The sequence below is a fragment of the Mycobacterium sp. genome (assembly GCF_052144515.1).
Classification (GTDB): Bacteria; Actinomycetota; Actinomycetes; order Mycobacteriales; family Mycobacteriaceae; genus Mycobacterium.
In genome coordinates this window covers 1-6963 of the sequence record NZ_JBKQQD010000345.1, presented here as the reverse complement: position 1 = coordinate 6963, position 6963 = coordinate 1, and the positions used below count along the sequence as shown (strand labels likewise).

Below are 6963 nucleotides of genomic sequence, written 5' to 3'. Positions count from 1 at the left end.
GTTTGGTGTTCTTGAAGGAACGGGGTGCGCTGGGAACGTTCACGATTCTGGATCGCACGATGCCGCTTTATATCTGTTTCGTCTACCCCTGGTACGTCGGCGGGCTGGGCTACCTGGCTTACAAGCTGTTCAAGCGCGGCGTCACGATGCGTGATCTGCTTCTGTTGTGGGCGGCAGACTTTCTCGTCGACATCTTCCTGGAAAGCCCTGGCATCCTTGCGGGGACCTACCTGTATTACGGTCATCAGCCGTTCAATATCTGGGGATTTCCGCTGTGGTGGGGATTCGTCAACCCGGTGATGCCAATGGTGGCCGGCGCGTTGATCTTCCACATCCGGCCGCACCTCAACGCGGCGTGGAAGCTGCCCGCGATAATCGCGTGCATCCCGATGGCCGACGGCATCGCCAACGGCGCCACCGCCTGGCCCATGTGGGCGGCGCTCAACCAAGCGGACGTGTCGTTCGTCTGGACTTACCTGGCGTCCTTCGTCACGCTCGGGCTGGCGCTGTTCTCGGTGTGGATCATCGGGCTGTCCGTTGTGGGTCGTGGCGACTTGGCACACCCGGAGTCGGAGACGTTGTGGCAGAAGCTCAAAGCGATCTCAGCGCCACCCTCGCGGACGGCTGTCCCCAGCCCCGTCAACGCTTAGGAGCAGGCATGGCACTTGCCACACATTCCGGTGACACCGACCTGCTGCTGCCGATGCCAGGGGCCGGAGAGCAGTGGGATCCGCACCTGATCCACACTCATTACTTCGGCTTCTGCGTACCTGAAGCAGCGATCGGCGCATTCCTATACGTGCGCTACCAGCCGGCCTTCCCGCTATCGCAAGGCGGCGTCTGCATCTTCCAGGGCACCGACAATGTCGAATACACCGATATCGCCTTCCTCGATTACGAGGTCACGATGCCCTGGCCGCGCGTCGAGGGCACCACGATCACGACCGACAACGGGCTGACCATCGATTTCGTTGAGCCGGGCCAGACCGCGCGGATCACCTACCGCAGCGGTGACGGGGCCACCTCCGTCGACGTCGTCGCCGAAGCCGTGACCCCGCTACTGGCTCGGGGGCATGTCATGCCAGGCGAGGAAGACCACCACGACGTGGCCCGCGAACCGGGCGGCACCGAGCAGTTCATGCGCGTCACCGGCGAATTGATGCTGGACGGCACGACCTATCCGGTCGACTGTTATGCCCCGCGGGACCGCTCCTGGCGTCAGATCCGGGTGGAACGCCGCGGCGCGGTCCCGGTTCCGCCCGTGGGCTGGTCACCGATGTATTTCGGCCCCGATCTCATCTTCAACCAGATCAGTTTCGAGCCGCTGGACACCAACCCCGCCTGGGCTGGGCTGTACGACGTCGGGGACCGCCCGTCACATCATTTCGCCTGGATTCAGCGCGGTGGACAGACCCGATCGATCAACTGGGTGCGCCGCAACGTCTTCGAGTATCACCCACGCATTCACCTGCCGATCCGCCAGGAGATCACCGCGCAGGACGAAAACGGGGAGGTTTACCGGTTCCAGGGTGAGGCGATCGCGTGCGCGTCACTGCCGGCCTGGCCCAACACCTCGTTTCACGACAGCGTGTACCGCTGGACCGACGAACAGGGCCGAACCACTCACGCGACGTATCAAGAGCTGTGGTTCGACAAATACCAGCGGATGATGAAACGCCGAGCGTTGGCGACCTCGCAATCATGACAAGGGCGAAAGTGCCGAAATGCCAACAATCCTCGCTATGACGTCATCTGGCGGCATGCGCCCAAACGGTCTCACCCCTCGGGCTTTCTCACCTGTCCCGAGTGCGCGTGATCGCGTCAGCGGACTAACCCACGCTAAATACCTTGTCTTGTCGGCACATTGACGCAAAAGGAGCAGACGATGGCCCTGAAGAACATTATCGACACCGAGCTGGCCGCGAAGCGACTCGCCGATTGGCTGGCGTCGAAACAGCCTGACGCGCAGGACATAACTGTGACCGATGTGCACGTGCCCGGCGCGGGTGGACTCTCCAATGAAACGGTTCTCTTCACGGCGAAATGGCGTGATGCCGATGGTCAGCAGACCCAGGGCATGGTCGCCCGTGTGCAACCCGACGGGCCCGGCGTGTTTCCCAACTACGACCTGGCGAAGGAAGCCACCGTCATCAGGGCGCTCGCCGATCACTCGCCGGTCCCGGTGCCCCGGGTGTACTTCTTCGAAGACGACCCGTCCGTCTTCGGCGCACCATTTCTGGTAATGCAGCGGATCGACGGCCGCATCCCCGCCGACGACCCGCCGTTCACCGCCGCCGGATGGGTGCTGGACCTGACGCCGGAACAGCGACGTCAGATGTGGCACAACAGCATCGACGTACTGGCACAGATCCACAGCGTCGACTGGCGCGCACTCGGGCTGGAGTTCCTCGATACACGCGAGAACCACAGCGGCCTCGACGCGGGTCTGGCTCAATGGCGAGGCATCTTCGAGTGGGCGGCCGAGGGCGAGCCGAACCCGACGATCGAGGCGGCGCTGCGTTGGTTGGACGAGCACCGTCCCGAGCACGACGAACCCAAGGTCCTCAATTGGGGCGATGCACGGGTGGGCAATATCATCTTCTCCGACGACCTTGCCCCCGCGGGTGTGCTCGACTGGGAGATGGTGGAACTGGCCAGTCGCGAACAAGACCTTGGCTGGTGGCTGTTCTTGACGCGCCACCACACCGAAGGCGTCGGCCTTCCGTTGCCGGAAGGGATCCCCGACCGCGGCGAAACCATCGACTATTACGAACGGGCGACGGGTCACACGCTGCGCGACCTCGACTACTACGAGGTCATGGCCGGCAGCCGGCTGGCGATCCTGATGGTCCGCGCCGCGCACATGATGATCGGCGCCGGACTGCTGCCGCCGGATTCCCCGATGGCGCAGAGCAATCCGGCAAGCCAGCTCGTCGCGAAGCTCCTCGACCTCCCGGCTCCCGCCGGAACCACTACCAGCTTCATCGGCAATCGAGGCCAGTGACATGAACGCTCAGGCGACGTTTCAGCGAATTTGCGCGTACAGCGGCATCATTTGCGTGCTGCTGTTCTTCGGCGGCTTTGTCGCCGCCGGTTTTCTGCCGCCCCTGTCCCCATCCATGTCGGCGGCGCAGGTCGCGGCGCATTACCAGGCCCACGCCGCGGGAATCCGGTTGGGCGCCGGGCTGATCTTCCTCAGCTCAGGGTTCTACGTGTGGTTCACCGCGGTCATCTCCGGGCAGATGCGGCGCATCCCCGGCGTGCATCCCACCGTAGTCAACGCACAGCTGGCCGCCGGGGCGTTCGCATGCCTGACGTTTTTGGTGCCGGCGCTGATGTTCGCCATTACCGCGTTCCGTCCCGACCGTTCACCCGATGCGACCCTGCTGCTCAATGACATGAGCTGGATCATGCTGGTAATGCCCTGGATACCGTTCATGGCACAGTACTTCGCATTTGCGTTCGCGATCCTGTCCGATCCGGGACCGCAGCCGGTGTTTCCGCGTTGGCTCGCCTATTTCAACATTTGGGCCGAGTTGATGTTCACGCCCGCGATCATCCTGCCGTTCTTCAAATCCGGCCCGTTCGCCTGGAATGGGGTGTTCGTGTTCTGGATACCGACCACGGTGTTCGTCGCCCTGTTCGTCGTCAACGCGACCTGCCTCATCAAGGCCATCAACTCCGAGGCCCGTGAAACACTTGGTGCCGGTGAGACTCACGAGGCACTCAGTCGCGAAACCAGTCCTACCTAGGCCTCAGGGTCGGCTTCGGGGTTGTGTGAGATTCTCCGTCTCAATATACTGACTGGTTTATCAGAGAAATGGGCACTGGATCTTGCGGCCTCCGCGGGTTCCCGCGGCCACTGCCGGGAGCGAGAGGGAGTGTTTATGCCCGTCTTGAAAGCGGCCGCGATCATCTTGTTGGGCACCATGACGACTGGCCTCTGTCCTGCCGCACCGGCCGGCGCCGACCCCGGCTTCGACCCGTGTCACTCTGGTGTCCCGTTCGCTTGCAGTGTGTTCCCAATGATGCCTGACCTCGATCACGACGTTGATCTCACGCAAGATCCCGACGCATTGACAGGCGGGCCAGGCCCCACCAATCAACCCGGTGCCGACCTCGGCGGACGTTAGCTGCCATCGCCCCCGGGTGGCGCATTCGCTTCGAGATCGTTGAGCGGATTGGCTATCTGCCCTGCCACCGTGGTGGGCGTTTCTCCGCGAACGCCAACGCGCCTTCCTTTGCGTCGGCCGATTCCCTTACCCGAGAGGTAATTTCGCGCTGCCACTCAAATGCCGGCAGATCGGTCCAGTTGCTCTGATGCGCGAGAATCTTCTTCGTCGCCTTGACAGCCAGCGGGCCGTTGGCAGCGATCTTGGTCGCGACGTCGCGCGCTATCGCCAACGCCTGGCCCGGCTCAGCGAGCACGGAGACAAGTCCGTGGCGCTCGGCATCGTGGGCAGTGATCGGTTCGCCCGTCAACGCTGTCAACATCGCCAGGGAGTACGGCAACGCTTTCGGAAGCCTCAGCAGTCCGCCCGCGGCGGCGACCAGCCCTCGTTTGACTTCGGGCAAGCCGAATTTGGCGGCCGTGCTCGCCACCACGATGTCCGCGGTCAAGGCCAGTTCACAGCCACCGGCGAGCGCCCAGCCCTCCACCGCCGCAATCAAAGGCTTTGTCGGGGGACTTTCGGTGAGCCCGGCAAAGCCGCGGCCAGGGATGGACGGTGACTCGCCCCGCAGGAATGCCTTGAGATCCATACCGGCACAGAACGTTCCGCCGACACCCGTCAGGATGGCCGCGGTGAGGTCGTCGCGGGCCTCCAGGTCGTCGATCGCCGCCGCGATGCCGGTGGCGACCGAGCTGTCGACCGCGTTCTTTGCTTCCGGGCGGTTGATCGTGATCACCATGATCCGATCCGCTGTGTCGACCATGACGGTGTCGGTCACTGTCTGCCTCCTCAGGTTTGGCCAGTGTCGCCTCCGGCTAAGCAGAGACGTACTCCCATAGATGGATTTCGCCTTCCGAGCGAACCGTCGCCCCCAGCCGGCCGCAGTAGGCGAACTGGGATTCATCGGCGTCCCGCAATGCCCACAACTTGCTGGTGTAGCGGTGCAGGCCATACTCGGCCGTGATGCCCACTGCACCGTGTAGTTGGTGGGAGCTCCTCGCCACCAGGGTCGCCGTATTGGCCGTGCTAATGCGGGCCGCCGACACCGCGCCGAATCGCCGCAGGGCGGGTGTCTTGTCGTCCGCACACACCGTGGTCGCGCGGTCCACTGCCGACTGGGCGAACTTGATCCGCACGGCCATCTGCGCGAGAGTCGTCGACACCGCGGGAATCTTTATCAACGGCGCACCGAATTGCTCGCGCTCGGTCACATACCTGCGGGTGAGTTCGTATGCCCCCCAGGCAGTACCGAGCAGCGCGGCCGATCGTGCCAGAGCCAGACGGTCGATGACCTCGGGCGCGGTAGGTCCGTCCGCTGTGTGCGCGACAGAAGCATCGTCAAGGCGTACACCTCCATACGGCAAGCCTGCAATGTCGTGCCCTGGCTCGACGGTGGCCGACCCGCCCGCCAGCGGGAAGGTCACAACCTTGGAGGTTGTCGCGACGACGAGCCCGGTGGCCGTATCGGCGAACGGCACTTGAGCGAAGCTCGTGGCGTTCGACAAGGCATCCGCATCGGGCATGACGACGATCGTGTTGAAACTCGCACCGGGCGCGGCGCCGACGGCGTACGCGGCCGTCGACGCCTCGACGATCGGGGTGCTCACCGCGGCACGCGCCAACTCCTGAATAACGACCATCAGGTCGGCCAGGCTCCCACCCGAACCCCCTTCTTCCTCAGGCATGCCGATTCCGGCGAGGCCCAGATCGCAGACCTGAGCCCACACCGAACCCGTGTCGTCATCGATCTTTGCTCGGGCATCTTCGGCGAGATTCCCAATCAGGTCGGTCAATTCACGGGCGAATTCACTCACGGCTTGGTCTCGCTCTTCACGACAATGGAAAGCAGAACATCTGAGGCCCCTCCCCTGATGGTGAACCCCGGTGAGGCCAAAAGCGCTTCTGCGAGTGGATCTTTCCGTGACGTCGGCAGCCCTATTCGGCGCGCGAACTCGATCACGTCGTTCTCGAACTCTGTGCCCAGATACTTCAAACTCGCCGCCTCCACGATGGGAGCGCGACCGGCATCGAGAGCATTGGCGATCTCCCAGCACTGTCGCCGCAGCGTGGCCAGGCGGGCGACGAGCGCACCGAGTTCGACATCGTGACGCTCGTCGGAGGAGCGACGGAGATGGTCGAGCGCTTCGACCAAGAGCGGATAGGTGCTGAGCACCCGTTCAGGGCCACCGCGTTCGAACGAAAGCTGTTCGATCACCTGGCGCCAACCGTTTCCCTCGGTCCCGAGCAGCCGATGCGCCGGGACGAACACATCGGTGAAGGTGACCTCGTTGAAATGGTGCTCCCCTGCCATATCAGTTATCGGCGAGACCTCAATCCCGGGCGTGGACATGTCTACGACAAATTCCGACAGGCCTTCGTGCTTGCGGCCAGTGGAGTCCGTGCGTGCCAACAGGTAGGCGTGCGTCGCACGATGTGCATTACTGGTCCACGTCTTGCGGCCGGTGACCGACCAGACCCCGTCAACCTTCTTGGCAATCGTGCGCACGGCGGCCAGATCCGAGCCGGCTTCGGGCTCACTCATGCCCAGACAGAAGATGAAGTCAGCACTGATGATGCCCGGCAGCAACTCCGTCTGCAGCTCATGACTGCCGTGGCGCAGAATGGCCGGACCAATCTGACGATCAGCTATCCAGTGAGCTGCGACCGGCGCTCCGGCACGCAACAACTCTTCGGTGACAACGAGGCGTGACCGGGCATCGAGTCCACCACCCCCGAACTCCACCGGCCACGTGATACCGATCAGCCCACGAGCGGCAAGCTCGCGGGAGAA

The 6963-nt window shown here is 63.6% G+C and carries 7 protein-coding genes and 1 pseudogene; 5 read left to right on the top strand and 3 right to left on the bottom strand.

The window, feature by feature from the left end; all coding sequences use genetic code 11:
* The 5 genes and pseudogenes from ACLP9N_RS22795 to ACLP9N_RS22775 form a co-directional block, all read left to right on the top strand.
* Positions 1 to 650, top strand: a pseudogene (locus ACLP9N_RS22795) (hypothetical protein); the annotation flags it as partial.
* Positions 651 to 658: 8 nt separating this feature from the next.
* Positions 659 to 1705, top strand: a complete 1047-nt coding sequence (locus ACLP9N_RS22790) for a DUF7064 domain-containing protein (protein ID WP_442409518.1) — start codon at positions 659 to 661, stop codon at positions 1703 to 1705.
* Positions 1706 to 1885: 180 nt separating this feature from the next.
* Positions 1886 to 3004: a phosphotransferase family protein gene (locus tag ACLP9N_RS22785; RefSeq protein ID WP_442409517.1), complete on the top strand. Its 1119-nt coding sequence runs from the start codon at positions 1886 to 1888 to the stop codon at positions 3002 to 3004.
* A 1-nt stretch (position 3005) separates the two neighbouring features.
* Positions 3006 to 3752 (top strand): hypothetical protein, encoded by a 747-nt coding sequence (locus tag ACLP9N_RS22780; RefSeq protein ID WP_442409516.1) that lies wholly within the window; start codon positions 3006 to 3008, stop codon positions 3750 to 3752.
* Positions 3753 to 3887: 135 nt separating this feature from the next.
* The gene (locus tag ACLP9N_RS22775; RefSeq protein WP_442409515.1) at positions 3888 to 4133 is read left to right on the top strand and encodes a fibronectin-binding protein; all 246 of its coding nucleotides are present in this window, start codon (positions 3888 to 3890) and stop codon (positions 4131 to 4133) included.
* A gap of 52 nt (positions 4134 to 4185) precedes the next feature.
* Here ACLP9N_RS22775 and ACLP9N_RS22770 read toward each other — a convergent pair whose 3' ends face one another.
* The 3 genes from ACLP9N_RS22770 to ACLP9N_RS22760 form a co-directional block, all read right to left on the bottom strand.
* The gene (locus ACLP9N_RS22770; RefSeq protein ID WP_442409519.1) at positions 4186 to 4935 is read right to left on the bottom strand and encodes a crotonase/enoyl-CoA hydratase family protein; all 750 of its coding nucleotides are present in this window, start codon (positions 4933 to 4935) and stop codon (positions 4186 to 4188) included.
* A gap of 52 nt (positions 4936 to 4987) precedes the next feature.
* Positions 4988 to 5986 carry an acyl-CoA dehydrogenase family protein gene (locus ACLP9N_RS22765; protein ID WP_442409514.1) on the bottom strand — a complete coding sequence of 333 codons (999 nt, stop codon included), beginning with the start codon at positions 5984 to 5986 and terminating at the stop codon, positions 4988 to 4990.
* Positions 5983 to 6963: acyl-CoA dehydrogenase family protein (locus ACLP9N_RS22760; RefSeq protein ID WP_442409513.1), on the bottom strand; the 981-nt coding region annotated here is incomplete at its 5' end. The genes ACLP9N_RS22765 and ACLP9N_RS22760, both read right to left, overlap by 4 nt.

Excerpts from the sequence above, each read along its gene's own strand:
- ACLP9N_RS22785 (WP_442409517.1), top strand. The coding sequence starts at position 1,886 with ATGGCCCTGAAGAACATTATCGACACCGAGCTGGCCGCGAAGCGACTC.
- ACLP9N_RS22770 (WP_442409519.1), bottom strand. The coding sequence starts at position 4,935 with ATGGTCGACACAGCGGATCGGATCATGGTGATCACGATCAACCGCCCG.
- ACLP9N_RS22775 (WP_442409515.1), top strand. The coding sequence starts at position 3,888 with ATGCCCGTCTTGAAAGCGGCCGCGATCATCTTGTTGGGCACCATGACG.
- ACLP9N_RS22780 (WP_442409516.1), top strand. The coding sequence starts at position 3,006 with ATGAACGCTCAGGCGACGTTTCAGCGAATTTGCGCGTACAGCGGCATC.
- ACLP9N_RS22790 (WP_442409518.1), top strand. The coding sequence starts at position 659 with ATGGCACTTGCCACACATTCCGGTGACACCGACCTGCTGCTGCCGATG.